29 protein-coding genes are annotated in these 24,010 nt (G+C 69.1%); 12 read left to right on the forward strand and 17 right to left on the reverse strand.

From position 1 onward, the window contains the following. The first annotated feature begins 62 nt into the window (after nt 1-62). From aspS to ACFVAE_RS07480, 3 genes are all read left to right on the forward strand, one after another. Nucleotides 63-1,862, forward strand: coding sequence for an aspartate--tRNA ligase (aspS, locus tag ACFVAE_RS07470; RefSeq protein WP_378889815.1), 1,800 nt, complete (start codon nt 63-65; stop codon nt 1,860-1,862). Nucleotides 1,863-1,932: 70 nt separating this feature from the next. Beyond that, nucleotides 1,933-2,445: a GNAT family N-acetyltransferase gene (locus ACFVAE_RS07475; RefSeq protein ID WP_378889818.1), complete on the forward strand. Its 513-nt coding sequence runs from the start codon at nt 1,933-1,935 to the stop codon at nt 2,443-2,445. Nucleotides 2,446-2,536: 91 nt separating this feature from the next. Beyond that, entirely contained in the window at nt 2,537-2,719 is a 183-nt protein-coding gene (locus ACFVAE_RS07480) for a YegP family protein (RefSeq protein ID WP_378889820.1), read from the forward strand. Nucleotides 2,720-2,779: 60 nt separating this feature from the next. Here the strand turns inward: ACFVAE_RS07480 and ACFVAE_RS07485 are convergent, their stop codons facing one another. From ACFVAE_RS07485 to ACFVAE_RS07535, 11 genes are all read right to left on the reverse strand, one after another. Then, entirely contained in the window at nt 2,780-3,229 is a 450-nt protein-coding gene (locus ACFVAE_RS07485) for a hypothetical protein (RefSeq protein ID WP_378889822.1), read from the reverse strand. Between the two features lie 200 nt (nt 3,230-3,429). Next, nucleotides 3,430-4,080 carry a DNA-binding response regulator gene (locus tag ACFVAE_RS07490; RefSeq protein ID WP_378889825.1) on the reverse strand — a complete coding sequence of 217 codons (651 nt, stop codon included), beginning with the start codon at nt 4,078-4,080 and terminating at the stop codon, nt 3,430-3,432. A gap of 135 nt (nt 4,081-4,215) precedes the next feature. Beyond that, entirely contained in the window at nt 4,216-4,971 is a 756-nt protein-coding gene (locus tag ACFVAE_RS07495) for an amino acid ABC transporter ATP-binding protein (RefSeq protein ID WP_378889827.1), read from the reverse strand. Next, nucleotides 4,968-5,759, reverse strand: a complete 792-nt coding sequence (locus ACFVAE_RS07500; protein ID WP_378889829.1) for an amino acid ABC transporter permease — start codon at nt 5,757-5,759, stop codon at nt 4,968-4,970. The genes ACFVAE_RS07495 and ACFVAE_RS07500 overlap by 4 nt, the downstream gene beginning before the upstream one ends. Nucleotides 5,760-5,776: 17 nt before the next feature. Beyond that, nucleotides 5,777-6,598 carry a basic amino acid ABC transporter substrate-binding protein gene (locus ACFVAE_RS07505; RefSeq protein WP_378889831.1) on the reverse strand — a complete coding sequence of 274 codons (822 nt, stop codon included), beginning with the start codon at nt 6,596-6,598 and terminating at the stop codon, nt 5,777-5,779. Nucleotides 6,599-6,710: 112 nt separating this feature from the next. Then, nucleotides 6,711-7,010: a Dabb family protein gene (locus tag ACFVAE_RS07510; protein ID WP_378889833.1), complete on the reverse strand. Its 300-nt coding sequence runs from the start codon at nt 7,008-7,010 to the stop codon at nt 6,711-6,713. Between the two features lie 38 nt (nt 7,011-7,048). After that, nucleotides 7,049-7,333: a glutaredoxin family protein gene (locus ACFVAE_RS07515; protein ID WP_378889835.1), complete on the reverse strand. Its 285-nt coding sequence runs from the start codon at nt 7,331-7,333 to the stop codon at nt 7,049-7,051. Beyond that, on the reverse strand, nt 7,330-7,626 hold the full coding sequence (locus ACFVAE_RS07520) for a rhodanese-like domain-containing protein (RefSeq protein ID WP_378889843.1): 297 nt from the start codon (nt 7,624-7,626) through the stop codon (nt 7,330-7,332). The genes ACFVAE_RS07515 and ACFVAE_RS07520 overlap by 4 nt, the downstream gene beginning before the upstream one ends. 72 nt (nt 7,627-7,698) lie before the next feature. Then, nucleotides 7,699-7,797, reverse strand: coding sequence for a 30S ribosomal protein bS22 (locus ACFVAE_RS07525; protein WP_003792170.1), 99 nt, complete (start codon nt 7,795-7,797; stop codon nt 7,699-7,701). A 114-nt stretch (nt 7,798-7,911) separates the two neighbouring features. Beyond that, entirely contained in the window at nt 7,912-8,103 is a 192-nt protein-coding gene (locus ACFVAE_RS07530; protein ID WP_378855763.1) for a helix-turn-helix domain-containing protein, read from the reverse strand. 286 nt (nt 8,104-8,389) lie between these two features. Further along, complete coding sequence (locus ACFVAE_RS07535; protein WP_378889846.1) at nt 8,390-9,319, reverse strand: TetR/AcrR family transcriptional regulator; 930 nt, start codon at nt 9,317-9,319, stop codon at nt 8,390-8,392. 84 nt (nt 9,320-9,403) lie between these two features. On the opposite strand from ACFVAE_RS07535, the gene ACFVAE_RS07540 reads away from it, so the two are divergent. Both ACFVAE_RS07540 and ACFVAE_RS07545 read left to right on the forward strand, forming a co-directional pair. After that, nucleotides 9,404-10,300 carry an ATP-binding cassette domain-containing protein gene (locus tag ACFVAE_RS07540; RefSeq protein ID WP_378889848.1) on the forward strand — a complete coding sequence of 299 codons (897 nt, stop codon included), beginning with the start codon at nt 9,404-9,406 and terminating at the stop codon, nt 10,298-10,300. Next, nucleotides 10,297-11,100 (forward strand): ABC transporter permease, encoded by an 804-nt coding sequence (locus tag ACFVAE_RS07545; protein WP_378889851.1) that lies wholly within the window; start codon nt 10,297-10,299, stop codon nt 11,098-11,100. Before ACFVAE_RS07540 ends, ACFVAE_RS07545 begins: the two co-directional genes overlap by 4 nt. A gap of 3 nt (nt 11,101-11,103) precedes the next feature. Here ACFVAE_RS07545 and ACFVAE_RS07550 read toward each other — a convergent pair whose 3' ends face one another. Then, the gene (locus ACFVAE_RS07550) at nt 11,104-11,514 is read right to left on the reverse strand and encodes an ArsR/SmtB family transcription factor (protein ID WP_378889854.1); all 411 of its coding nucleotides are present in this window, start codon (nt 11,512-11,514) and stop codon (nt 11,104-11,106) included. 123 nt (nt 11,515-11,637) lie between these two features. Between ACFVAE_RS07550 and ACFVAE_RS07555 the strand changes: the two genes are divergently transcribed. Beyond that, nucleotides 11,638-13,068 carry a TrkH family potassium uptake protein gene (locus ACFVAE_RS07555; protein WP_378889857.1) on the forward strand — a complete coding sequence of 477 codons (1,431 nt, stop codon included), beginning with the start codon at nt 11,638-11,640 and terminating at the stop codon, nt 13,066-13,068. Nucleotide 13,069: 1 nt separating this feature from the next. Next, entirely contained in the window at nt 13,070-13,732 is a 663-nt protein-coding gene (locus tag ACFVAE_RS07560) for a potassium channel family protein (RefSeq protein WP_378889860.1), read from the forward strand. 3 nt (nt 13,733-13,735) lie between these two features. Here the strand turns inward: ACFVAE_RS07560 and proC are convergent, their stop codons facing one another. Beyond that, nucleotides 13,736-14,572, reverse strand: a complete 837-nt coding sequence (proC, locus tag ACFVAE_RS07565; RefSeq protein WP_378889863.1) for a pyrroline-5-carboxylate reductase — start codon at nt 14,570-14,572, stop codon at nt 13,736-13,738. 40 nt (nt 14,573-14,612) lie between these two features. Between proC and ACFVAE_RS07570 the strand changes: the two genes are divergently transcribed. Together ACFVAE_RS07570 and ACFVAE_RS07575 are read left to right on the forward strand one after the other, a co-directional pair. Then, complete coding sequence (locus ACFVAE_RS07570; protein WP_378889866.1) at nt 14,613-15,584, forward strand: cation diffusion facilitator family transporter; 972 nt, start codon at nt 14,613-14,615, stop codon at nt 15,582-15,584. Nucleotides 15,585-15,588: 4 nt separating this feature from the next. After that, nucleotides 15,589-16,710, forward strand: a complete 1,122-nt coding sequence (locus tag ACFVAE_RS07575) for an alpha/beta hydrolase (protein WP_378889869.1) — start codon at nt 15,589-15,591, stop codon at nt 16,708-16,710. Nucleotides 16,711-16,730: 20 nt separating this feature from the next. Here ACFVAE_RS07575 and tadA read toward each other — a convergent pair whose 3' ends face one another. Further along, the gene (tadA, locus tag ACFVAE_RS07580) at nt 16,731-17,162 is read right to left on the reverse strand and encodes a tRNA adenosine(34) deaminase TadA (RefSeq protein ID WP_378890542.1); all 432 of its coding nucleotides are present in this window, start codon (nt 17,160-17,162) and stop codon (nt 16,731-16,733) included. A 123-nt stretch (nt 17,163-17,285) separates the two neighbouring features. On the opposite strand from tadA, the gene ACFVAE_RS07585 reads away from it, so the two are divergent. The 3 genes from ACFVAE_RS07585 (at nt 17,286) to ACFVAE_RS07595 (ending at nt 18,676) form a co-directional block, all read left to right on the forward strand. Beyond that, nucleotides 17,286-17,432 (forward strand): hypothetical protein, encoded by a 147-nt coding sequence (locus ACFVAE_RS07585; protein ID WP_378889872.1) that lies wholly within the window; start codon nt 17,286-17,288, stop codon nt 17,430-17,432. A 9-nt stretch (nt 17,433-17,441) separates the two neighbouring features. After that, entirely contained in the window at nt 17,442-18,074 is a 633-nt protein-coding gene (gene upp, locus ACFVAE_RS07590; protein ID WP_378889874.1) for a uracil phosphoribosyltransferase, read from the forward strand. An 80-nt stretch (nt 18,075-18,154) separates the two neighbouring features. Continuing rightward, nucleotides 18,155-18,676 carry an NUDIX domain-containing protein gene (locus tag ACFVAE_RS07595; protein ID WP_378889877.1) on the forward strand — a complete coding sequence of 174 codons (522 nt, stop codon included), beginning with the start codon at nt 18,155-18,157 and terminating at the stop codon, nt 18,674-18,676. Between the two features lie 122 nt (nt 18,677-18,798). Here ACFVAE_RS07595 and ACFVAE_RS07600 read toward each other — a convergent pair whose 3' ends face one another. From ACFVAE_RS07600 to nadE, 3 genes are read right to left on the reverse strand one after another with little or no spacing between them, the layout of a single operon-like run. Beyond that, entirely contained in the window at nt 18,799-19,566 is a 768-nt protein-coding gene (locus ACFVAE_RS07600; RefSeq protein ID WP_378889880.1) for a GNAT family N-acetyltransferase, read from the reverse strand. 9 nt (nt 19,567-19,575) lie between these two features. Beyond that, nucleotides 19,576-23,100: a TM0106 family RecB-like putative nuclease gene (locus tag ACFVAE_RS07605; protein ID WP_378889883.1), complete on the reverse strand. Its 3,525-nt coding sequence runs from the start codon at nt 23,098-23,100 to the stop codon at nt 19,576-19,578. A 59-nt stretch (nt 23,101-23,159) separates the two neighbouring features. Beyond that, nucleotides 23,160-23,972 (reverse strand): ammonia-dependent NAD(+) synthetase, encoded by an 813-nt coding sequence (gene nadE / locus ACFVAE_RS07610; RefSeq protein WP_378890544.1) that lies wholly within the window; start codon nt 23,970-23,972, stop codon nt 23,160-23,162. Nucleotides 23,973-24,010: the final 38 nt, after the last annotated feature.

Raw genomic sequence — 24,010 nt, forward strand, 5'->3', positions numbered from 1 at the left:
CGGCTTCCTCCCCCTCACGTAAACTGGACTGATATCCCGTCCCCTATCAGGAGGAATTCTCCGTGCTTCGCACACACACGGCAGGCTCACTGCGAGCCGAGCACATCGGTCAGACCGTCACCCTCACGGGTTGGGTCGATCGTCGTCGTGATCACGGAGGAGTCGCGTTCATCGATCTGCGGGATGCCTCGGGCATCGCTCAGGTCGTCATCCGCGACGAGGAGATCGCGCACCCGCTGCGCAGCGAGTTCGTCCTGAAGGTCACCGGTCAGGTCTCGCTGCGCCCGGAGGGCAACGCGAACCCGAACCTGCCCTCGGGCGAGATCGAGGTCACCGCCGACGACGTCGTGGTGCTGAACGAGTCGGCCCCGCTGCCGTTCCAGGTCTCCACCGGACTCGAGGGCGCCGACCCGGTCGGCGAGGAGGTGCGCCTCAAGCACCGCTACCTCGACCTGCGCCGCCCCGAGCCGGCCGCCGCGATGCGCCTGCGCTCGCAGGTCTACAAGGCGATCCGCGATGTGCTGCACGAACGCGACTTCCTCGAGGTCGAGACCCCGACGCTGACCCGGTCCACCCCGGAGGGCGCCCGCGACTTCCTGGTGCCCGCGCGTCTGCACCCTGGCAGCTGGTACGCGCTGCCGCAGTCGCCGCAGCTGTTCAAGCAGCTGCTCATGGTCGGCGGCATCGAGAAGTACTACCAGATCGCGCGCTGCTACCGCGATGAGGACTTCCGCGCCGACCGTCAGCCGGAGTTCACGCAGCTCGACATCGAGATGAGCTTCGTCGACCAGGAGGACGTCATCGAGATGATGGAGTCCGTCATCAAGGCGATGTGGGCGACCATCGGCGTCGAGGTGCAGACCCCGCTGCCGCGCATGACGTACGCCGACGCGATGGCCCTCTACGGCTCGGACAAGCCCGACCTGCGCTTCGGTCTGCCGATCGTCGAGGCGACGTCGTACTTCGCCGACACCCCGTTCCGCGTGTTCCAGTCGGAGTACGTCGGTGCGGTGCTCATGCCCGGCGGCGCCTCGCAGCCCCGCAAGCAGCTCGACGCCTGGCAGGACTGGGCCAAGCAGCGCGGCGCCCGTGGCCTCGCGTACGTCCTGTTCAACGAGGACGGCACGCTCGGCGGCCCCGTGGCCAAGAACCTCTCCGAGTCGGAGCAGGCCGGTCTCGCCGAGCTCGTCGGCGCCTCGGCAGGCGACTGCGCGTTCTTCGCCGCCGGTTCGACCAAGGACAGCCGCGCGCTGCTCGGCGCCGCACGCGTCGAGATCGGCCGCCGCCTCGGCCTGCTCGACCCCGACGTGTTCGCCTTCACCTGGGTGATGGACGCCCCGATGTTCGAGCCCGCCGCCGATGCCGTGGCATCCGGCGACGTGGCAGTGGGTGCCGGCGCCTGGACCGCCGTGCACCACGCGTTCACCGGCCCGAAGCCCGAGTTCGAGGACACCTTCGACACCGACCCCGGCTCGGCACTGGCCTACGCGTACGACATCGTGTGCAACGGCTCCGAGCTCGGCGGCGGCTCGATCCGCATCCACCGGGAAGACATCCAGAAGCGCGTCTTCAAGGTCATGGGCATCAGCGAGGAGCAGGCGCAGGAGAAGTTCGGCTTCCTTCTCGACGCCTTCAAGTTCGGCGCCCCGCCGCACGGCGGCATCGCGCTGGGCATGGACCGCGTGCTGCAGCACCTGACCAAGACCGACTCGATCCGCGAGGTCATCGCGTTCCCGAAGTCGGGCAACGGCTTCGACCCGCTCACCGAGGCCCCGGGCACCATCACGCCCGAGCAGCGCGCCGAGGCGGGCGTCGACTTCGTCCCGGAGGACGAGTCGGAGGATGCTCCGGCCCAGGCCTGATCCCTTCGCCGAGACCCCGCGACGCCCGTCGTCGCGGGGTCTCGGCGTCTCCGGCTGAGAGACTGGACCCATGCTCGACGCCCTCCCCCTGCCGCATCCGTTCGATTCCCGTGCCGGCGCGGCCGTGCTGCGGCGAGCGACTCCGGACGACGCGGACGCGATCATCGCCCTGCTCGCGGATGACCCGATCAGCGCGTCGCGCGGCGACCAGGCATCCGATGCCGACCGCCCCGCTTACGCGGCCGCCCTCGTCGAGATCCTCGCCGAGCCGTCGAACGACCTGCTCGTCGTCGACCTCGACGGCGCGCTGGTCGGCACCCTGCAGCTCACCCTGATACCCGGGATGGCTCGGCAGGGCGCGAAGCGCCTGCTGATCGAGGCGGTGCGGGTGCGCAGCACCCTGCGCTCCTCCGGCATCGGCTCCGCCGTGATGCGCTGGGTGTCGGATGCCGCGGCGCCCGCGCTCGGTGCGGCCCTGATCCAGCTCACCTCGGATGCCGCACGCACCGATGCGCACCGTTTCTACGAACGCCTCGGCTACGTCGGCTCGCACGTCGGCTTCAAGTACCGCGTTCCTCGCTGAGTGGAGCCCGATGCTTCCCTCCGCGCGGATTCGGGTCTACGTTCATCCGTGAGGGGATCTTCCCTCGGACCCGAACGAGAGGGGTTGCCCTATGGCAGGTAAGTTCGAGCTCTACACGGACAAGGGCGGCGATTGGCGTTTTCGTCTGAAGGCCGGCAATGGCGAGGTCATCGCCACCGGCCAGGGCTACTCGTCTAAAGCGAGTGCCATGAACGGCATCGATTCGGTGCGACGCAACGCCGCTGAAGCAGAAGTCGTCGAAGTCGACGGCTGAGAGATCAGTACAGAGAGGGCGGGATGCTCAGCATCCCGCCCTCTCTCCGTGTCCTGAGGATCAGGCCGTGCAGTTGTCGCACGGCGGCGTCGCCGCCGTGCTGATGACGACGGACCCTGATCCACCGGCGGAGTGCGACCACGGGATGGATCCGGTGATGGTCGCCGTCGGGCTGTTCCCCTGGTTGACGATGTTCAGCAGCACCCGCTGACTGTCGCCGGCAGGGATCGTGAACGTCGACGGGCTGACCGTGAAGGTCACGTCGACGCCGTTGAGCGCCAGCGTCACGGTGGACGGAATCGTGACGGTGACGGCCTCGCCGGTCGGGTTGTCGATCGTCAGCGGCTGCAGGTAGCCCTTGGTCCAGCCGTTGTCCTTGCAGGAGCTGCCGGGCAGCTTGCAGGCGTTCCCTCCTGACGCGATGACCACGCCCACCTCGGACGCCGACGCGAACGGCACCGCCGTGGCCGCGGCGATGACGGGAATGCTCCACGCGGCACCCTTGAGCACTGTCCGCCGTGTCGTTCCGGACTTCGAGTTTCGGCCCCCCAGAGACGCGAAAGACTCCATGCTGATCCTCCCCAGAATCGTGATGGTGATGCGCACCGCCCCAGTCGGGTGCGCACCACCATCGTGCGTGTGCACGGCAGGCCGGGCCGAATCGGGCCGAGATCCTGACCCACACCGTGGGTCAATACACGGAACCTGCGTCACGCCTCCGGATCGGCGAGCCCGTCACGCCAGGCCGTCCGGATCAGGTCCACCTTGGTGCGTGCCTCGACCCCGACGGCCGCGTACTTCTGCTTGATCCGCGACAGGTACTTGCGCGCGGTGTCCGGCCGGACGCCGAGTTCCTCCGCAGCGGCGGAGATGCTCCATCCATCGGCGTACAGCGCCAGGAGCCGTGATTCCTGCGGGGAGAGTCCGGGGATGCGCGAATCGTCCCTGGCGGCCGCCTCGGCGGCCGCGGTGACCACCTGCTCGCCGTCGAGCACCCGCATCACCGAGGCGATCAGCACATCCTCGCTGTCCGTCTTCGACACGAGGCCATCCACGCCGGCCTCACGCACCGCGCGCACATCGTGCCGTGAGTCGAGCGACGACAGCAGCAGCACGCGCATCCCCGCCCTTCTCAGCGCAGCGAGCGCGCGCAGGTCGCCCCCGGCAGGAGCGATCGGCAGCAGCTCGGCGACCAGCAGGTGCGGCCAATGCCTCTCGTCCCTGCCCCGCATCCACTCCAGCAGCCCCGCGAGCGAGTCGGTGCCGTGCACGACCTGCAGACCTCCGCGCTCGCGCAGCAGCCGCACTGCTCCGTTGCGCTGTAGGACGTGCGGTTCGACCACGGCAGCGCGGCGCACCACGGCCCGCGCCGAGCTCGATGATCTCCGGGTCGCGCTCCCCAGAACGCGACTCCGTGATTGAGTCCCCATACACTAGAGAGTCCGATACCGGCGGAACATGACGCCGGTCGTCCTGGATTCCTGCCAGGGACGGGCTCAGAGCACGCGCGAGAGGAAGTCCTTCGTGCGCTGCTCCTGCGGGTTCGCGAGCACCTCGCGCGGGTCGCCCTGTTCGACGATGTTGCCGTCCGCCATGAAGATCAGGCGCGAGCCGACCTCGCGGGCGAAGCCCATCTCGTGCGTGACCACCAGCATGGTCATGCCCTCGTCGGCCAGCTGCCGCATCACCTGCAGCACGTCGCCGACCAGCTCAGGATCGAGCGCCGAGGTCGGCTCGTCGAACAGCATCATGTCGGGGTTCATGCACAGGGCGCGGGCGATCGCGACGCGCTGCTGCTGCCCGCCGGAGAGGTGGCTGGGGTAGGCGTCAGCCTTCTCCGAGAGACCGACGCGCTCGAGCATCTCGCGAGCCAGCTTCTCGGCCTCGGCCTTCGAGCGCTTCTTCACCTGCCGCTGGGCAATCATCAGATTGCCCAGCACGTTCATGTGCGGGAACAGGTTGAAGTTCTGGAACACCATGCCGATGCGTGTGCGCACCCGGTCGATGTCGGTGTCTTCGTCGGTGATGTCGATGCCCTCGATGAGGATCTTGCCGCCGGTGGGCTCCTCGAGCAGGTTCACCGAGCGCAGCAGCGTCGACTTGCCAGACCCCGACGGACCGATGATGCACACCACCTCACCGGCCCGCACGGTGAGATCGATGCCCTTGAGCACCTCGTTGTCGCCGTAGGTCTTGACCAGCCCGCGCACCTCGATCGCGGGTGCGCTCGTGTCGATCTGCCCGGTGCTCATCGCTGCCTCGCCATCCGTCGTTCCAGCCACGCGACGTAGCGCGTGAGCGGAATCGTCACCACCAGGTACAGCAGCGCCGCCATCACGAACGGCGTCGAGTTCGCGAACTGCGAGATGCCGTCACGCGCGAAGGTGGTGAGTTCCTTGGTGTACAGGGTGGACCCCGCGATGAACATCAGCGAGGTGTCCTTCAGCAGCAGCACGAACTCGTTCGTCATCGGCGGGATGATGATGCGGAAGCCCTGCGGCAGCACGATGAAGAACATCGTCTTCATCGGCGACATGCCCAGCGAGCGGGATGCCTCGGTCTGCCCCTTCGGCACAGCCTGGATGCCGGCGCGAATGGTCTCGGCCATGTACGCCGACGACACGCAGATCAGACCGAGCAGGCCCGCGCCCACCGAGCCGCCCGGGAACTGCACCTTCAGTGCGATGGGCAGCATGAAGGCGAACGCGAAGATCGTCATCAGTGCAGGGAGGCCGCGGAACAGCTCGATCCAGACCGTGGCGATCCAGCGGAACGGCCCGACGCTGGACAGCTTCATCAGGGCCAGCACGATGCCCAGCAGCAGTCCACCGAGGAACGAGACCACGGTGAACACGATCGTGTTCTTCAGACCGATCGTGATGATGCCGGGGAGCATCTGCATCGCGATCTCGGGGTTCGCGAACTGCTTCTGCACCGCCGACCAATCCGTGACGATCAGCATCCACAGCAGCAGACCGCCGAGCACGACATAGACCGTGCCCTGATAGAGCCTGCTCCGCGTCCTCTTGCGCAGCGCCATCGACTACTCGCCGCCTCTTACTTCGCGGTGAAGTACTTGTCGTAGATCTTGTCGTACTCGCCGCTGTCGCGCAGCTCGCCGAGGGCCTTGTTCACGTCCTCGCGCAGCTTGTCCTTCTCGCCCTTCGCGAAGGCCCAGCCGTACTGCTCGTCCGTGTTGTAGGTCTCGACGATCTTGTACGACTTGTCGGCCTTCTCGTGCTCGAGGTTCACCGGCTGATCCTGCAGAATCGCGTCGATCTGGCCCGCCTGGATCGCCGGCCACAGCTCGCCGTCGGACGGGAACTGCACCAGTTCGGCGCCCTTCGCGTTCTCCTTGGCGTAGTTCTCACCGGTGGTGCCCTGCTGCACACCGACCTTCTTGCCGTCGAGGTCGTCGATGCTCTTGATGCCCGAGTCGGTGCGCACCAGCAGCGACTGCAGCGAGTCGTAGTACGCGTCGGCGAAGTCGATGTTCTTCTTGCGCTCGTCGGTGATGGTCATCGCCGAGGCGCCGATGTCGCAGGTGCCGGCGGCGAGCGTCGCACCGGACTGCAGAGCGTCGAATCCGGTGTCCTGCACGGCGAGCTTGAGGTCGAGCTTCTTGGCGACCGCGTCGAGCAGGTCGATGTCGAAGCCGGTGTAGCCGGTGCCGTTGTCGCCGCCCTCGAACTCGAAGGGTGCGTACGGGATGTCCGAGCACACGGTGAGGGTGCCGTCGGTCACCAGACCGTAGTCCGCGCCGGCCGCGGGCTTGTCGGAGTCGCCACCGGAACCGGGGTTGCTCGCGCAGCCGGTGAGGGCGAGGGCGGCGGCCGCGAGGACGGCAGCGCCGAAGAGAAGTGGGCGGCGACGGTTCATTGTCACTCCAGGGTCGGTCGGGTTCCCCGGTGCTCGGGTGCATACATCCTTACACGACGAACCTGAGTCGGTGACATCGGTATCTGACCGATCGGTCACGATTACGTTGCAGTCAGACCTCGAAGTCGACGGCGACGCGCGACGCCACGACCGAGCGGATGTAGCCGGCCGCCTCCACGTGCGCCGGATGCACCTGATAGGCCTCGAGGTCGTCGGCACTCTCGACGTCGGCCACAAGCGCGACGTCCCAGTTCGACTCGATCGGAACTGCGTTCGCGCCGGCGTTCACGGCCCGCAGCTGCGGCACGACGCCGTCGAGCGCGTTCAGGCGGCGGGCCACCTCGGCGGCCTGCTCGGCGCGCTCCGCGGGGTCCTCGCTCGCGAGCTTCCACATGACGACGTGACGGATCACTTCGACTCACTCCGTTCGCTCAGTACAAGCACTTCGACTCACTCCGTTCGCTCAGTACAAGCACTGATCTTCTCCTCCAGTGCGGTGCGCAGCCGATCGGGCGAGACTCGCCAGTGCGCATGGAACTCGCCGTCGATCAGCACGACAGGGATCTTCTCCCACCACAACTCATACAGGGCGGGGTCGTCCTGGATGGAGGCCTCGACGATCTCGATGCTCTCGGCCGCCGCATCCGGCATCTCGGCGATCACCTGGTCGACGACCTCGGAGGCGACGTCGCAGAGGTGGCAGTCGGGCTTGCCGATCAGCGTGAGTGTGGTCATGGGAGATCGACCGGACGTCCCTGGGCGCGCCATTCGGCGGTGCCGCCGTCGACGTTCGTGGCGTCGTAGCCACGCGCCTCGAGCGCCTGAACGACGTTGGCGGAACGGCCGCCGAGCTCGCAGATCACGTTGAACGCCTCGGTGGGCAGCTCGTCCAGGCGGTTGCCCAAGTCGGACATCGGCAGGTTCACGGCACCGGGCACGTGTCCCCGGGCGAACTCGTCGCGCTCGCGGACATCGATGAGCGGGGTGTCGCCTGCGGCGGCGAGCTGCTCGACGGTGATCGACTTCATGGCTTCCTTCCCGGGCGCAGACACGAAGCGCCCCACCGACCGGAGGTCGAGGAGCGCTCGGTGTCGTGCCGCTTACTTCTTGTTGCGGCGCTGGTGGCGAGTCTTGCGAAGCAGCTTGCGGTGCTTCTTCTTCGCCATGCGCTTGCGGCGCTTCTTGATGACAGAACCCACGGGAACCTCTTTACGTCAGGGGCTGGGCGTCGACTCTGCGGACACCCGGGAACGGGCATGGAAAAATGCCCCGATCGAGTCTAGCAAACCGACAGCCATGCCGGTGACGCAGGCTCAGCCGGCGTCGGCGATGGGGCGCTGCAGCGCCTCGGCCACGGCGGACTCGGGCACGCGGAAGCTGCGACCGAACCGGATCGCGGGCAGCTCGCCGGAGTGCACCATGCGGTACACGGTCATCTTCGAGACCCTCATCAGTTCGGCCACCTCGGCCACCGTGAGGAATCGGACGTCAGGAACATCGGGCATCCCACATACCCCTCTCTGTTGAGCACACTCTAGAGGCGCGCTGCGACGGATGTAAACCTCTGTGACCCGTGTGATCGCTGTGACCGCCCCGCGCGGGTTCGTTCACACGGATTGTCGAGCCTGCTCCCAGGCCGCTCGCACCGCCGTCGCACGGCACGCATAGGGCGGTGCGGCACGCTTGTGAGCAGTGCCGCTCCTCCCAAGCGGCCAGCCCCCCGAAAGGCGGACCCGGGTCCGCCGGACGCCTCCGTCAGCGGCCATCTCCCCCTGTGCTGCTGCGGAGGCGTCACTTCTCCGTTCTGGACGCGAGGCGGGCCGCGGCGTCGCGGCGGACCTGGCGCTCCTCCTTCCGCGCGGAGCGCAGCGCCTTCTCCGCCTCGCGCACGTGCTTCGCTGCAGCCCGGACGCGCTTGTCCGCGCTCAGTTCCGCACTGTCGTCGCGCAGCCACGGCGCGGCATCCGCATGATCGCCGCCGCGGTCCAGACCGGCGATGTACGTCTCCACGCCCTCGAGGTAGCGCTCGATCGAGAACCGGAACGGGTCGTCGTCGTGCAGGAAGACTCCGGAATCGATGGCCGCGCGGAGCGCGGGGAACTCGGCCGCGGTGATGACGCGATCGAACAGCGCCGCCTCGCGGGCCGTGATCTCGTCGGCCGACAGCCCGCTCGTGCGCGCCTGCTCGGTGTAGCCGGCGAGCACGGTGCCGTACCAGCGCGCCTGTCCGGTGCAGCCGAGCGCGACCGCCAGCCGCTCGGACGGGTTCAGCGGCGTCCCGTCCAGGGCTTCCAGCGCGGAGTCCAGCCAGGCCGAGCTGTTCGGCGTGATCGGCGATCCGGTGATCGGCAGGGACAGCATCCACGGATGCCGCAGATAGATGAGCACCTGGGCCTCGAAGTACGCGCGCAGTCGCGCCCGCCAGCCGTCGATCTCACGGAGATCCTCGGGCGGGAGCCCGACCGCCTGCTCCTCCATGAGCAGCAGCAGGTCGTCCTTCGCGCTGACGTAGCGGTACAGCGACATCGGGGTGAAGCCGAGCTTCGCGGCGACCGCCGCCATCGACACCGCGCCGATGCCCTCGGCATCGGCGAGCTCGACCGCTGCGTCGACGATCCGCTCGACGCTCATCTCGCGCTTGGGCCCGCGCTGGGGGTTCGCGGCGACGCCCCAGGCGAGGGCGATCCCGCGCGGAAGCTCTTCGGGTTCGACGTCGGTCATGCTCGCAATCCTATGGTTGTGTACGCCATAAACGGTATGTTACGGTCATACACAGTTTCACCCATACACAGAAAGGATGCCGAGATGAACCCCGCCATCGACGTCCGAGGCCTACGTGTCTCGTTCGGAACCCACACCGTGCTCGACGGTCTCGATCTCGAGGTCGCGCCGGGTGAGGTGTTCGCCCTCCTGGGACCCAACGGGGCCGGCAAGACCACCGCGATCTCCGTGCTCACGACGCTGCTCGCCGCGACGGCAGGCACCGTGCGCGTGGCCGGCCACGACGTGGCATCCGAACCGGTGGAGGTGCGCAGGCGCATCGCCCTCACCGGCCAGAGCGCCGCCGTCGACGACATGCTCACCGCCACCGAGAACCTGGTGATGCTCGGGCGGCTCTCCGGCCTGCATCCCCGCGCGGCGCGCGAGCGCGCCGGCGAGCTGCTCACGCGGTTCTCGCTCACGGATGCGGCGTCGAAGCCGGTGAAGACGTTCTCCGGCGGCATGCGCCGCCGCCTCGACCTCGCGCTCAGCTTCGTCGTCACCCCTGAGGTGCTGTTCCTGGACGAGCCGACCACCGGCGTCGACCCGCGCAGCCGCCTCGAGCTGTGGGAGGTGATCCGCACGCTGGCGGATGCCGGCACCACCGTGTTCCTCACCACGCAGTACCTCGAGGAGGCCGACCTGCTCGCCGACCGCGTCGCGATCCTGGACGGCGGGCGCATCGTCGAGACCGGCACGCCCGCGCAGCTGAAGGCCCTGGTCGGCAGCGACACCGTCGTGCTGCACGGAGCCGACGACGAGGTGCTCCGCGAGATCCCCACCGACGGCAGCGTCGCCGGCCTGCGGCGAGCGCTCGATCAGCTCGACCAGGCGGATGCCGCGGCATCCGTCTCCCTGCGCCGCCCGACTCTGGACGACGTGTTCCTCAGCATGACCGGTGCGCCGCGGAGCGACGCCCGCATCCCCCAGGAGATCTCATGACCGCCATCGCCGCTCCCCTCGCCCTTCCGGCTCCGCGCCCCCGCATCCGCGGGTTCGGCGCCGAACGCGTCTTCGTGCGCCGCAGCCTCACCCAGTCGTTGCGCGACGGCGAGTCGCTGAGCATGTCGATCATGCTGCCCGTGACGCTGATGCTGCTGTTCACCTTCGTGTTCGGCGGCGCTCTGCAGTCCGATGGCAACTACGTCGACTACGTCGTGCCCGGCATCATCCTGCTGTGCGCAGGGTTCGGCGCCGCGACCACGGCGACCTACGTCTCGCGCGACATGACCACCGGCATCATCGACCGGTTCCGCACCATGCCGCTGCGCGCCGGCGCCGTTCTCACCGGGCACGTCGTGGCCAGCCTGGTGCGCAACCTCGTCGCCACCGCCGTGGTCATCGGCGTCGCGCTGCTGCTGGGCTTCCACCCCACCGCGAACATCGCGGGCTGGATCGCCGCGACCGCGGTGATCGCGCTGTACATCCTTGCGATCACCTACCTCTATGCGGCGATCGGCCTCGCCGCCGGGAGCCCTGAGGCGGCCAGCGGATACGGATTCATCCTGATGTTCGTGCCGTACCTGTCCAGCGCGTTCGTGCCGATCGACACCATGCCGTCGTGGCTGCAGTGGATCGCGACCTACCAGCCCGTGACGCCGATCATCGAGACGATCCGTGGTCTGCTGATGGGCACCGACCTCGGCACCCAGCCGGTCTGGGCGCTCGGCTGGTGCGTCGCCATCATCGCGATCGCCGCACTCTGGGGCGCGTGGCTGTTCGGTCGGCGGCGTCGCGCCTGACCGCTAGGCGCCGAGCCGCTTGAGCGCGGTGGTCACCGCGTACTTGGCGGATGCCGCGGCGCGGCCGACGACCTCGGCCGCGTGCGCGGCGCCGTCGGGCAGCGGCATGAGGTCGATGTCGGGCGCCTGGTCGCCGAACGCATCGACGAGGAAGGGCACCAGCCAGTCGTCGACCTGCTCGAGCGGTGCGACGGAGATGCTATAGAAACGGCGCTGGCCGTCTTCGCGGACCGTGACCAGATCGGCGTCGCGCAGCACCTTCAGATGCTTCGAGACCGTGGGCTGGCTGACCCCGAGCTCGCTGACGATCTCGGTGACGCTGGTGCCGCCGTCATCCTCGTTCTCACGGCGCAGCAGGAGCTGGAGGATGTCGCGCCTCGTGCCGTCCGCGATCACGTCGAAGATGTCCGTCATGTGTTCAGGGTAGCCCGCAGGGTGACCCTCGCCTAGCCTGCCGAGGCCGCGCGGCCCCACGGAGTACCATGACGGAGGTCCGGCGGGCACCGCCGCCCGGGTCTCAGACGGAGAGGGGGTCCGATGTCGAGCAGCGCGCCGGCATCCGCTTCTCACGTCTCCCTGCGCTGGCTGGGATCACAGCTCCGCCACTTCGTCACGTCATCGCCGTCGCGCTTCGCGATCGTCGTCTTCGCACTGCTGATCCTGCTCTGGACCACGCTGCTGTCACTGCCGATCGCCTCGGCCGCGGGCACGGTCACCGCACTCAGCGACGCGCTGTTCACCGCTGTCTCCACCATCTGCGTGACGGGCCTGTCCACGGTCGACATGAGCGCGCACTGGTCGCCGTTCGGGCACGCCGTGATCTTCATCGGCGTCAACATCGGCGGCCTGGGCGTGCTGACCCTGGCCTCGCTCATGGGCATGGTGATCTCGAAGAAGCTCGGTCTCAGCGCCAAGCTGATGGCGGCTGGCGACACCAACCCGCTGCGCGCGCACGGCGGTGCGGTCAACGAGAGCCAGACCGTGCGCCTCGGCGAGGTCGGTCAGCTGCTCACGACCGTCGCGATCTCGGCGCTCATCATCGAGATCGGCCTCGCCGTGCTGCTCTACCCGGCACTGGTGCTGGCCGGCGTCGACCCCGTCTCGGCTCTCTGGGAGGCGCCGTACTTCGCGGCCATGTCGTTCACCAACACCGGGTTCGCCCCGAACGACGGCGGCGTGGCAGCGTTCGCCGACGACTACGTGGTGTTGATCCTGCTCATGGCCGGCGTCTTCCTCGGCAGCATCGGGTTCCCCGTCATCTACTCGCTCGCCAAGCACCACTGGCACTTCAAGCGCTGGTCTCTGCACGCGAAGCTGACCATCGTCACCACCGTGCTGCTGTTCTTCGTCGGAGCCGCGGTCTTCCTGCTGCTGGAGCACAGCAATCCGAAGACGTTCGGCTCGATGGACGCCGTCGACACGACGGTACAGGCGTTCTTCCTGTCCGCCATGACCAGATCGGGCGGCTTCAACGTCATCGACATGAACGACCTGTACGGCTCGTCGATGCTGGTCGCCTGCATGCTGATGTTCGTCGGCGGCGGCTCGGCATCGACCGCGGGCGGCATCAAGGTCACCACGCTCGCCGTGCTGGCGATCGCGGTGTGGTCCGAGGCGAAGGGCCGCCAGTCCGTGCAGGTGTTCGGCCGGCGCATCCCCAGCGACGTGCAGCGCGTGGCTCTCAGCGTCGTCGCCTGGGGTGCGACGATCGTGGCGATATCGACCGTCGCGATCACTCAGATCACCGGCGACGACGTGATCGACGTGCTCTTCGACGTGATCTCCGCGTTCGGCACGGTGGGCCTCACTTCAGGAGTGACCGAGACGCTGCCGGAAGCCGGCTCGTACATCCTCGCGGCCACCATCTTCATGGGGCGCGTTGGTACAGTGACTCTCGCCGCGGCGGTCGCCGCGACATCCCGATCGCAGCTCTACTCGCTGCCCGTGGAAAGGCCGATCGTTGGTTGAGATGGTGCGGGGAGACTCCCCGGTGCTCGTCATCGGACTCGGGCGCTTCGGCGCCGCCTGCGCGGGCGAGCTGGACCGGCTCGACCGCGAGGTGCTGGCCATCGACGGCGACCTCGAACTCGTGCAGAAGTGGTCGGAGCGCGTCACGCACACCGTGCAGGCCGATGCCCGCAACCTGGACGCGCTGCGGCAGATCGGCGCGCAGGACTTCCAGGTGGCCGTCGTCGCGGTGGGCTCGCTGATCGAGGCATCCGTACTGATCACCGCGAATCTCGTCGACCTGAAGATCCCGCAGATCTGGGCGAAGGCCGTCTCGCAGTCGCACGGCAAGATCCTCGCCCGCGTCGGCGCGAACCACGTCATCTACCCGGAGCGCGAGGCCGGCGAGCGCGTCGCGCACCTCGTCTCGGGCCGCATGCTCGACTTCATCCGCTTCGACGATGACTTCGTGCTGGCCAAGATGTACCCGCCGAAGTTCATCCGCGGCGTGCGGTTGAACGAGTCCGGCGTGCGCACCAAGTACAGCGTGACCGTGGTGGGGGTGAAGAGCCCAGGCAAGCCGTTCCGCTACGCGGAGGCCGACACCGTGGTGACCAACCACGACCTGATCATCGTCTCGGGCACCAACAGCGACATCGAGCGCTTCGCCGGCCTCGACCGCTGACGCTCAGGCTCCGGCTGCGAGTTCGCGGGCCCGCGCCAGCGCCGCATCCGTGGCCGCTGCGAACACCTCGTCGAGGTGCGCGTCCTGCAGCACGGCGACCGCGCGCTCCGTGGTGCCCTTGGGGCTGGTGACGCGGCGGCGCAGCTCGGCCGGATCCTCGCCGGATGCGTCGAGCAGAGCGGTCGCGCCGATGAAGGTCTGCTCGGCCATCAGGCGGGCGTCCGCCTCGGAGAAGCCTTTGCCGATCGCGGCCTTCGTGAGCTCCTCGATGAGCAGGAAGACATAGGCGGGGCCGGAGCCCGAGATCGTCGAGAGTGCGTCGATCTGCGACTCGGGCACCTCGATCACGGCGCCGACGGTCTCGAACAGGCGCCGCACCAGCGCCATGTCGTCGGCCGTCGCCGCGGCTCCGGCGGCGAGCCCGGTCACGGCCTTGCCGACCGTGGCGGGGGTGTTCGGCATCGAGCGGATCACGTGCGCGTCGGCACCGAGCACGCTCGCGAAGGTGTCGAGCGTGACGCCGGCGGCGAGGCTCACGACGATCGCATCCGGGCGCAGCGAGGGCGCGATCTCGCGGAGCAGGTCGGGCACCATCACCGGCTTCACGCCGACCAGAAGGATGCGGGCGGACGCCGCGGCATCCGCGTTCCCCTCGGGACGCTCGGCGAGAGCGATGCTCGTCACGCCGGGCAGGGCGGCGAGCGCCGCCGCCTTCTCGGCGGTGCGGTTGGTCGCCGTGATCCCATCCGTGCGGATGCCGGAGGCGACGACCCCCTGCAGGATCGCGCCTCCCATCGAGCCGGCGCCGAGGAATGCGAGGGATGGGAGCGTGTCAGCCATGTCTCCATCCTCCCGCATTCGAGGACCGTAGACTCGTGCCATGAGTGCATCCGGCGGCAGCAAGGCGATCATCGCGGCGTTCCTGGCGAACATGGGTATCGCCGCCGCGAAGCTCGTCGCTTGGGCGCTCTCGGGCTCTGCGTCGATGCTCGCGGAGGGCATCCACTCGATCGCCGACTCCGGCAACCAGCTGCTGCTGATGCTCGGCGGACGCAAGGCCAAGAAGACCGCCGATCGCTCGCATCCGTTCGGCTACGGGCGCGAGCGGTACGTGTACGCATTCGTCGTCTCGATCATCCTGTTCTCGCTCGGTGGCCTGTTCGCGATCTACGAGGGCGTCGAGAAGATCACCCACCCGCACGCCCTCGACCCGGTGTGGTGGTGGCTGCCGATCGTCGTGCTGGTGATCTCGATCGGCCTGGAGTCGTTCTCGCTGCGCACCGCGATGCGCGAGAGCAACCAGGTGCGCGAGAAGGGGCAGTCCTGGTTCTCGTTCATCCGCCGCGCGAAGGCGCCCGAGCTGCCGGTCGTGCTGCTCGAGGACATCGGCGCGCTGACCGGTCTGACCTTCGCGCTGCTCGGTGTGGGCCTCACCGTGATCACCGGCAACTCCGTGTTCGACGCGATCGGCACGCTGATGATCGGTACCCTGCTGGTGCTGATCGCACTGATCCTCGGCATCGAGACGAAGAGCCTGCTGGTCGGCGAGGGCGCCACCGACGCCGACTACGTCAAGATCGTGGATGCGATCAACGGCGGTCCCGAGATCGAGAAGCTCATCCACATGAAGACCCTGTACCTGGGTCCGGACGAGCTGATGGTCGCCGCGAAGATCGCACTCACCCAGAACAAGACCATCCGCGAGGCCGCCGACGACATCGACGAGATCGAGAAGCGCATCCGGGCCGCCGTGCCCGTCGCCCGCGTGATCTACATCGAGCCTGACATCTACCGTCCCTCGCTCGACCCGGAGCCCTCCACCGACGCGTTCGTGCTGAAGTCGGCGGACTGACGGCGTGCAGCCGCTGCTCGACGACCTGGAACGGCTGATCCGGGAGGATCCTTCGCGCGTGCGCGCTCGGCTCGACGAGCAGCCCGACCTGGCGCAGACCGTCGGCCTGATCGACCCGGCGACCGCGGCCGAGCATTGGACGCAGCTGTGCGCGCCCTCCGCCGGGACGTCCGGGCACTGGAACGCCGGCCCCGCGCGCGTCGCACTCGAGACCGCCCCGGAGGTGTACGGGAACCTCAACGGCATCCCCGCCGACGACAAGGATGCCGCCTGCCGCATCCTTCTCGAGCGGATGCTGGCCGACGTGGAGCAGCTGACGCCGGCGGCGCGCGAACAGCTCGGACGCGTCGCCGCCGAGCTGCGCCGTGCGGCGCGGGCGCACCTGCTGTCGCTGTTCCTCGACGGCGGCGTCCCGCGCGCCGCGGTGTCGTTCGGCGACCCGGACGCCGCGCGGCTGGTCGTCGTGCTCGCGCACGGGATCGTCACAGACCTGGACAACCTGCCGGAGTGGGCGCGCACCGCACGCCGGATCCGATCGCAGGTGGCCGACGCCGCGGACGTGCCGCACGACGCCGTCGCGGTGATCGCCTGGTTCGGGTACGACTCCGGCACGCACCTGACCGCTCTCGGCACCTCGCATGCGACCGTCGGCGCAGGTCGGCTGGCCGGCCTGCTCGCCGGCATCCGGCACCGCGCGCCGGGTGCGCATGTCGCCCTGGTCGCCTATTCGTACTCGTCGACGATGGCCGGCGAGCTGATCGAGGGCGGGGGCGGACGGCTCGTCGACGACCTGTTCTCGATCGCCTCGGCCGGGATCACGGCCGAGGCCGCCGACGCGATCGAAGCCGACCTGTACGCGAAGGTGTTCCGGTTCCACGCGACCGAGTCGCTGGACGACGGGGTCGCGCCGCTCGGGCGGATGTCGCAGCATCCGATCGATCCGCGCGCGGTTCCCGGGGCTGTGGTCTATGAGTCCGATGGCGGACCGGTGGGCGGCCGCGAGGGGATCGCAACGATCGGACACGCCTCGCACACCCCGACGGACAAGCCGGACGAGCCCGGGTACTTCGACCCGCGCGCGGAGTCGTTCCTGTATCTCGTCGCGACGCTCGCGGAGCGGCTCTGACGCTTCGGCCGGGGAGCCGGTCAGCGGCGGGCTTCGAAGAAGTCCCGGAGCAGAGCGGTCGCGGCATCCTCCCGCACGCCGCCGACGACCTCGGCACGATACGGCAGACGTCGGTCCCGCAGTACGTCGTACATCGAGCCGGAGGCGCCGGCCTTGTCGTCCCAGGCGCCGAAGACCACTCGCCCGATGCGGGCCTGCAGGATCGCGCCCGCGCACATGATGCACGGCTCGAGGGTGACCACCAGCGTGCACTCCTCGAGGTTCCAATCGCCGGTGGCGGATGCCGCAGCGCGCAGCGCGACGACCTCCGCGTGCGCCGTCGGGTCGTGGGTCTGCTCACGCAGGTTGCGCCCCTCGCCGATGATCGCGCCCGTGCTGTCGAGCACGACGGCGCCGACCGGCACGTCGCCGGCCTCGCCCGCCTCGACGGCGAGCGCGAGCGCGCGGTCCATCGCGGAGAGGTCGGCTGCGGTCACGGGACAAGTCTGACATCCGTCCGCGGGAGGACGCCGGAGGCACCGGGTTCAGACCACGGGTGGATGCCCCTGCGACGGCCGACGCGTAGCGTCGGAGACATGGACAGCACACAGGCCCTCGTGATCATGATGATGACGCTGCCGGCCCTCATCGGCTCGGCGATCGTCGCCGCGAACGCCCAGAGGATCAACGCCCAGTGGCGGGAGCGGAAAGCCGCGAAGCGCGCGGCGGCATCCGCAAAGTAATCTGTATCCATGCGCGTTCACGTGGCCGACCACCCTCTCATCACCCACAAGCTCACGGTGCTGCGTGACCAGGGCACTCCGTCGCCCGTGTTCCGCCAGCTGACCGAGGAACTCGTCACGCTGCTCGCCTACGAGGCGACCCGCAACGTGCACGTCACCCCGATCGAGATCCAGACCCCGGTCACGAAGACGATGGGTGTGCGGATCGCAGAGCCGCGCCCGATCGTGGTGCCGATCCTGCGCGCAGGACTCGGCATGCTCGAGGGCCTGGTCAAGCTCATCCCCACCGCCGAGGTCGGATTCCTCGGCATGGTGCGCGACGAGGAGACCTTCGAGCCGACCACCTACGCCGAGCGACTGCCCGACGACCTCAGCGACCGGCAGTGCTTCGCGATCGACCCGATGCTCGCGACCGGCGGCTCGCTCGGCGCCGCGATCCAGTTCCTCTTCGACCGAGGGGCGAAGGATGTCACCGCGATCTGCCTGCTCGGCACGCCGGAGGGCGTCGCCGCGATCGAGAAGCTCGTCGGTGATCGCGACGTGACCCTCGTGCTGGGCGCGCTCGACGAGCGACTCAACGAGAAGGGCTACATCGTGCCCGGTCTCGGCGACGCCGGCGACCGGCTGTACGGCACGGTCTGAGTCCGGCCCGCCGCGAGGATCCGTCCTGTCCCGGGCGGATGTCCGGTCCTCGAGAACGCTGAGCCGCGAAGGAGAAGATCTTGGGCGCCGGAGAGCTGTGGGATGTCACGGACGCCGACGGGGTGCCCACGGGCACGACCTTCGAGCGCGGGACGCCCGGTTGGCCGCCGGAGGGCGGATTCCACGTCATCGGCAGTGTCTGCGTGCGCCGCGATGACGGGATGCTGCTGCTGACGCAGCGCGCAGCGTCGAAGGACTGCCCGCTGGACTGGGAGTTTCCGGGAGGCAGCGTGCTGGCCGGTGAGACGAGCGTCGAGGGTGCTGCCCGGGAACTGCGCGAGGAGACGGGGATAGCTGTGCCCGCCGAGTCACTGGAGTTCGTCGGGCGCTTCGCCGAGGAATCCGCGCTCATCGATCTGTACGTCGCGACGGCGGGGCCGGATGTCGTGGTCACGGTCGATCCCGTCGAGGTTGCTGCGGCGGAGTGGCTCGCTGTCGACGACGTCGAGGCGCGCTGGCGCGACGGGCTGATGGCACCGCCGTGGGAGCCGCGACTCGATGCGCTGTGGGCGCCGCTGCGGGCTGTCCTCGACGGGCGCTGAGGAACGCGTGTCCATCGCCCGGAACAGGAGATCCTTCGAGAACTGCACGCAATTCGTGCATTCGTCCTGTTCTGGGCGGATCTCCTGCGCTCGGTGACGTGCGCGACGCCCCGTCAGGATCCTCAGACGGTCAGGAGGTAACTGCGCTCGTCGCCGTATTGGGTGAATCCGGCGCGGGCGAGGATCGGGGCGGAAGTCGAGACTCTGCCTTTCACGAGCGCGGTGGTCGCGCCGAGCTCGGCGCCGACGCGGAGACGCTCGGCGAGGACGGCGCGGTAGGCGCCGCGGCCCCGGTACTCGGCCAGCGTGGCGGCTCCCCAGAGACGGACGAAGCCGTCGACGACCGTGCAGCCGCCCGCGCTCACGGGACGTCCGTCGAGACGGGCGACCACTCGCGCGCCCTCGCCTGTTTCGAGCGCGTGGGTGACCTCCGCGAGCTCCTGTTGCAGACCCTCCGCATCGAGCGGCTGCTGCTTCCACACCGGGACGTTCACCAGGTCGACGTCACGGACCTGGGCCAGCGTGCGGACGACCTCGACCGTAGCATCCGCCGGCGTCTCGATCGGGTCGCCGGGAACCGGCCGCGCGAACACGGTGACGGTGTCGTCGTGGACCGCGCCCCGGCGACGGAACTCCTCCTCGAGGTCCGGACGGTCCGACGGGTTCGTCCAGAACGTCAGGCGGGTCTCGCCCCAGGCACGGGTGCGTTCGATCGCGTGGTCGACCACCGCCGCGGCATCCGATGAGGAGCGCACCTGCGAGGCGCGCACCCCGCCGCCGAACCGGGCGGGATACCGTACGAGCTGCAGCTCGGTGCTCTCCTGCTCGCTCCCCCGCGGGAACCACACCCACGCGGCGGAGGCTCGGAGGATCTCGTCGTCGCTGTGCACGTCAGTGATCTAACTGCCCTCGTGATCCGCACCCACGAGGCGGGCGAAGGCGCTGAGGCGGGCGACGCCCTCGGGCGTCCAGGGCAGGTCGTCGAGCAGGGCCGGCGAATGCACCAGGTAGGCGATGCTCTTCGCACGCGAGATCGCGACGTTCAGGCGGTTCTGCAACAGCAGGAACTCCGGGCCGCGCGGTGCATCCCTCCCGCTCGAGGCGGCGAGTGAGGTGATCGAGACGACCGCTTCCTTGCCCTGGAAGTTGTCCACGGTGCCGACCGCCACCCGGCCGAATCCGGCGGCGGCCAGAGACTCGTGGATCAGCTGTTTCTGCGCGTTGTACGGCGCGACGACGATGATGTCCTCCTGCTCGAGGGGGCGCGGTGCAGCATCCGTCATGCCGTCGGCATAGGGGCGGCCGAGCAGGTCGCGAACGATGCGCACGACCTCGTCGGCCTCTTCCGGCGACTGCGTGGCGTTGCCGCGGTGTCGCACCGGTACGACGTGCAGCCCGGGCTCGATTCCGTCGACCAGACGTCCCTCGGTGCCAGGCGCCGAGGCGAGCTGTCCGGCGTAGGACAGCCGGGAGACCGGCTCGGCGACGGCAGGATGCATCCGCCATGACGTCGCGAGGAAGTAGCCGTGCGCCGGGTCGATGACCTGCATGCCGGCCATGACCCAGCCCAGCGCGGAGGTGTCGACCGGTTCGGGGTGGGTGCCCTGGCTGACCTGCGGCAGCTGCTGCGGATCGCCGAGCAGCAGCAGGCGCTGCGCGCCCGCCGCAACGGCGATGGTCGACGCGAGCGAGAACTGACCGGCCTCGTCGATGACGAGCAGATCGAGTCCGCCACGCTCGACGCGGCGGCTGTTCGCGAAGTCCCAGGCGGTGCCGCCGACGACGAATCCCTCCGGATGCTCGGCGATGAACGCGGCCATCCCGTCCTTGGGGATGACCGTGTAGCACGGATCGGCCTCGTCGTCCTTGGGTTTCTTCGCCACCTGCACGGCCGGCACGCCGTCCGCCACGACGCGTTCGAGCAGGGTCTCGACGATCGCGTGCGACTGCGCCACGACGCCGACCTTGAAGCCGTGGTCGCGCACCAGCCGCGCGATCACCTGCGACCCCGTGAACGTCTTGCCCGTTCCAGGCGGGCCCTGCACGGCGATGTAGCTGCGATCGAGGTCGAGGATGCCGCGCACGATGGCGTCGATCGTGCGGTCGTCGGCGTCGCCGGTGACCTCGGGCAGCGGCGCCCCCGAGAGCGTGCGGGGTACGGTACGGCGCAGGATGTCACTCGCGGCGTCGTGCGGGAACGACGGGGCAGTGCGGTGCACGGCATCCGCCCACTCCTCGATCGCCTTCTGCTGATTGCCGACGTTCGGTGGCGAAGCGGGCGTGAGCGCGATCGGCAGTTCGGACCAGGTCTCCCCCTGCACGGCGCGCTCACGGACGACATAGCCGTCGTCGAGCACTTCGACGACATCGACCTCGTGCGGCACCTGGATCACCCGCGACGGCGCCTCGAGGAAGAACGGCGCGGGCATCGGGTACAGCGCGAACGGCCGCCCGCCGACGCCGATCGTGCTGCCCGGTGCCACTTCGCCGCGCAGCTCGATGAGCCGGGTGAGTGAGCGCCCACTCTCGCCCAAGCCCCAGTCCTCGCGCACTGCGCTGCGCGCGGCGTCCACGCGCAGCACATCCCGGGTGCTCTCCCACATGGACACCGGTTCGCGCAGCCTCTGGAAGTGCGACTGCCAGAAGCTCTTCGTCTCGCGAGGGTGGTAGTCGATCGCCGCGGCGGCGACCCGGTACACCTCCGCCTCGGTCTCGACCGCCGCGGCGGCCGCATCGGCCATCAGGGCGACGGACAGCGGCGAGGGCTCGTATGCGCGGCTCTCGGGCTCGTCGGGCGGCGCCGGCAGCACGCCCTCCTGCTTCGCGAGGCTGATCAGCCAGTCGCGCAGACGCCGGGTCGAGACGCAGTCGTAGCGGTTGTAGTCGGCCAGGTCGTCGAGGATGCCGCGCGCCTCGGCATCCTGCCCGTCGGCGAGCAGCGCGCGCGCCTGCACGTACTTGACGATCGAGTCGTCGCCCTTCTGCACGTCGCTGGTGCGCACCTCGTCGCCCATGTAGAGCGGCTCGAGCTTCTTGATCGAGTACGACCGCGACCCGATGCGCACGGACCGCAGCACGAGCGGGTAGAGATCGACGAAGACGCCCTCGCGCAGCAGCCTGTCGACGTCGGCCTCACCGACGCCGTAGCGGGCCGCCATCGCGGACAGGTGCGAGGTCTCGTACGGCGCGTAGTGGTAGATGTGCATGTCAGGGTGCGTCTGCCTGCGCAGCTTCACGAACTCGAGGAAGTCGAGCAGCGCCTGCCGCTCGTCATCGAAGGTGTGCGCCCACAGCGCGGAGTACTGCTCGGAGTTGTCGACCCAGCCGAACAGGTAGTCGATGCCCCACTCGGGCTTCTCGCCCTCTTCGCGGACGGGCTCGGTGTAGAGCGGGTCGCCCTCGAAGTCGAAGAAGATGTCGCCCCTGCTGGGCCGCGGCAGCAGGCCGATCGCGTGCGAGGAGACGAGCTCGAACGGCGGCGGCACGCTCGGGTCGTCCCCGACGCCGAGCTGTAGGCGCGCCTGCGCCCGCAGGGCCTGGAACGTGTCTGTGTTCATGCCGTCCGGGGCATCCGCTGCGCTCGCGAGGTCGTCGATGGTGCGTACGCCGGCGGCGCGCAGCCGCTGCCGCTGCACCGGGCGCATCCTCGCGACCATCAGTAGATCGCGGTGCGCGAGCACCTGCTCCTCGCACGTGGCGCAGCGGCCGCACGCGGTGATCTGCAGGTCGCCGCGGTCGTCGCCCCACGCCAGCGGCGCGCCGGCCGCACCGTCTTCGATGCGCCGGTCGGCGATGAGCGCGCGCAGTCGCGCCCGCCGCACGTGGAACAGCGGCAGCAGGTCGTCGACCCGATGGATGCTGGTGCTGCCGTCGCCGAGCAGCAGATCGACCTCATCGGCCCGCGGGATGCCGAGACGGTCGAGCTGGTCGACGTATGCCGCGAGCTGCATGAGGGCGGTGACCCGCGCGGTGCGGGCGAGCTTGGTGTCCTGCACCCGCCAGCGGAGGTCGGTGTCGCGCAGCAGGAAGTCGGCGAAGCCGACGAACTCGTCGGTCGCGAAAGCGGCCTGGAACACGACGGATGCCTCGGAGCGCAGAGCCCGCTCGGTGTCGGCCACGACCGCGGCGAGCGCCTCGGCATCGGTGGACGAGACCTTCGGCAGCTCGACGACGCCCGGGCCGCCGTCGACGGACGTGCCGAGGTCGGCGAAGTACCGCTCGAGCGTACGACGCTCGTGCACGTCGCCGAGCTGCGCAGCGCGCGCCAGCGTGGCGTCTTCCGGCTCTTCGACGGCGGGGACGCGGCCGAGCTTCGCGTCGAGCGCACGCGCCCAGGCGAACTCGCACTCGGCGGCCGCCTTCAGGTCGCTGGCGCTCCAGACGACCCTCGTCGCGACGTTCTGCTCCGTCCTGATGACCCGCACGGAAGCCCCTCTCTACTGCCTGATCCGAGGCTATCGGCAGGGTCGGACACCGCCTCTCGTCAGCGCCACCACTCGTCGTCGGGTGTGACCGGCAGGTGCCGCTTGTGCTGCGTGGACAGGTACTTGCCCTCGATGCGACTCGCCACGTCGTCCGAGACCGGACGCTGCTCGAGGTAGTCATCGATCTCGTCGTAGGTCAGACCGAGCTCGTCCTCGTCGGCACGACCCGGCTGACCGTCGAGCAGGTCGGCCGTCGGTACCTTCAGGTAGAGCCGCTCCGGAGCGCCGAGCTCACGGAGCACCGCGCGCCCCTGACGCTTGGTCAGGCCCGACAGCGGCAACAGGTCCGCGGCACCGTCACCGAACTTGGTGTAGAAGCCGGTCACGGCCTCGGCCGCGTGGTCGGTGCCGATGACCAGCATCCGATCGTGACCGGCGAGCGCGAACTGCGTGACCATGCGGATGCGGGCCTTGATGTTGCCTCGGTTGAAGTCGGTGATATCGGCGCCGAGCGCGTTCTCGATGTCCTTCTCGACGCCGTCCACGCCGTTCTGGATGTTCACCTCGACGCTGCGGTCGGCGGCGATGAACTCCAGTGCGGCGTCGGCGTCGGCGGCGTCGTGCTGCACACGGTACGGCAGCCGCACAGCAAGGAACGACGCCTCCCCGCCTTCTGCGCGGATCTTCTCGACGGCGAGCTGCGCGAGCCGGCCGGCGAGGGTCGAGTCCTGTCCGCCGGAGATGCCGAGCACGAACCCCTTCGCCCCCGTTGCGGCAAGGTAGTCGGCGAGGAAGCCGACCCTCGCGTCGATCTCGGTGCGCGGGTCGATCTCGGGCTTCACTCCGAGAGCCTCGGCGATCTGCTGCTGCATGGTCACGGGCGTCCTCCTCCGATGGGTGCATCCAGTCT

It is taken from the genome of Microbacterium sp. NPDC057659 (assembly GCF_042799915.1).
GTDB lineage: Bacteria > Actinomycetota > Actinomycetes > Actinomycetales > Microbacteriaceae > Microbacterium.